Annotated in this window: 1 protein-coding gene; it reads left to right on the top strand. The window is 72.9% G+C overall.

Annotation, left to right across the window (positions count from 1 at the left end):
• Positions 1 to 2,532: IPT/TIG domain-containing protein (locus tag ACFWGP_RS18690; protein WP_376931547.1), on the top strand; the 2,532-nt coding region annotated here is incomplete at both ends.

The raw sequence follows: 2,532 nt of genomic DNA, 5'->3' as shown, positions 1-2,532 counted from the left end.
GGACCGACCGCGGGCGGCACGTCGGTGACCGTCACGGGTACGGCGCTCGGCGGTGCGACCGAGCTCACGGTCGACGGAGTGTCGGTGCCGTTCACGCAGGTGAGCGATACGGAGATCACGTTCGAGACCCCGGCGCATGCGGCCGGCCCGGTCGACGTGGTCGTCACGACGCCGGGCGGCGCGAGCGGTCCGCTCGCGTTCACCTATGTGCCGGCGCCGCTGCTCACGGGGCTCGATCCCGATGCGGGCCCGGTCGCAGGCGGAACTCCGGTGACGATCACGGGCACCGATCTCGGCGGGGCGACGGCGGTGACGGTCGACGGGGTGCCGGTGCCGTTCACGCAGGTGAGCCCGACGGAGATCACGTTCGAGACGCCGGCGCATGCCGCCGGCCCGGTCGACGTGGTCGTGACGACGCCCGGCGGCGACAGCAACGCACTCCCGTTCACGTACTACGCGGTGCCGAGCCTGGCCAGCCTCACGCCCGACGAAGGGCCCACCGCAGGCGGCACGCTCGTGACCATCGACGGCACTGCGCTCGGCGGCGCGACCGAGGTCTCGGTCGACGGCGTCGCCGTGCCGTTCATCCAGGTGAGCCCCACGCAGATCACGTTCTCGTCGCCGCCGCACGCGGCCGGACCGGTCGACGTGGTCGTGACGACACCGGGCGGCGCGAGCGATCCGCTGACGTTCACGTACATCCCCGCGCCGGTGCTGACGGCGCTGGCGCCCGACCAAGGCCCGGTCGCGGGCGGTACTCCGGTGACGATCACGGGCACCGACCTCGGGGATGCCTCGGAGGTGACCGTCGACGGGGTGTCGGTGCCGTTCACCCAGGTGAGCGACACGGAGATCACGTTCGAGACCCCGGCCCACGCGGCCGGTGAGGTCGAAGTGGTGGTGACGACAGCCGGCGGCGACAGCAACGCGCTGCCCTTCACCTACGTCGACGAGCCCGTGCTCACGACCCTCACGCCCGACGAAGGCCCAGCGGCGGGCGGCACGCCGGTGACGATCACCGGCAGCGCGCTCGGCGGTGCCACGGAGGTGACGGTCGACGGGGTATCGGTGCCGTTCACCCAGGTGAGCGACACGCAGATCACGTTCACGACGGCGCCGCACGCGGCGGGTCCCGTCGACGTGGTCGTGACGACCCCGGGTGGCGCGAGCGACCCGCTCGTCTTCACCTACCTGCCCGGCCCGGTCATCACGGCGCTCGACCCTGACGCGGGGCCGATCGCGGGCGGCACGCCGGTGACGATCACGGGTACCGATCTCGGCGGCGCGACGGAGGTGACGGTCGACGGGGTGTCGGTGCCGTTCACCCAGGTGAGCCCGACGGAGATCGAGTTCGAGACTCCCGCGCACGCGGCCGGGGAGGTCGACGTCGTCGTGGTGACCGGCGGCGGTGAGAGCAACGCGCTGCCGTTCACGTACTACGCGGTGCCGACGCTCGCCGCGCTCGACCCCGACGAGGGCCCGACCGTGGGCGGCACGATCGTGACCGTGACGGGCACGAACCTCGCAGGTGCCACTGAGCTCACGGTCGACGGCGTCGCCGTGGCATTCACCCCGGTGAGCGACACGACGATCGTGTTCACGACTCCGCCCCACGCCGCCGGCGAGGTCGACGTGGTCGTCACCACACCCGGCGGCGAGAGCGACCCGCTCACCTACACGTACGTGCCGGCGCCGGTGCTCGCCGCGCTCGATCCTGACGCGGGTCCGGTCGCGGGTGGTACGCCGGTGACGATCACGGGTACCGATCTCGGTGGGGCGACCGAGGTGACGGTCGACGGGGTGTCGGTGCCGTTCACGCAGGTGGGCCCGACGGAGATCGACTTCGTCACGCCCGCCCACCTCGCAGGCGAGGTCGACGTCGTCGTGACGACCCCGGGCGGCGAGAGCAACGCCCTGCCGTTCACCTACGTCGCCGCGCCGGTGCTCACGGCGCTGGCGCCCGACGCGGGGCCGGTCGCGGGCGGTACGCCGGTGACGATCACGGGCACCGATCTCGGGGATGCCGCTGAGGTGACGGTCGACGGGGTGTCGGTGCCGTTCACGCAGGTGAGCGACACGGAGATCACGTTCGAGACCCCGGCGCACGCTGCCGGCCCGGTCGACGTGGTCGTGACGACGCCGGGCGGCGCGAGCGGTCCGCTCGCGTTCACCTATGTGCCGGCGCCGCTGCTCACGGGGCTCGACCCCGATGCGGGCCCGGTCGCAGGCGGTACTCCGGTGACGATCACGGGCACCGATCTCGGCGGGGCGACGGCGGTGACGGTCGACGGGGTGCCGGTGCCGTTCACGCAGGTGGGCCCGACCGAGATCACATTCACGACGCCGGCGCATGCCGCCGGCCCGGTCGACGTGGTCGTCACGACGCCCGGCGGTGACAGCAACGCGCTGCCCTTCACGTATTACGCGGTGCCCGCGATCACGGGGCTCGACCCGGATGCGGGGCCGGTGGCGGGCGGTACGCCGGTGACGATCACGGGCACCGATCTCGGCGGGGCGACGGCGGTGACGGTC

It is taken from the genome of Agromyces sp. NPDC127015 (genome assembly GCF_042725165.1).
Taxonomy (GTDB): domain Bacteria; phylum Actinomycetota; class Actinomycetes; order Actinomycetales; family Microbacteriaceae; genus Agromyces; species Agromyces chromiiresistens.
Note: the sequence above shows the minus strand (reverse complement) of the source record. Positions and strands in the feature narration are given on the sequence as shown.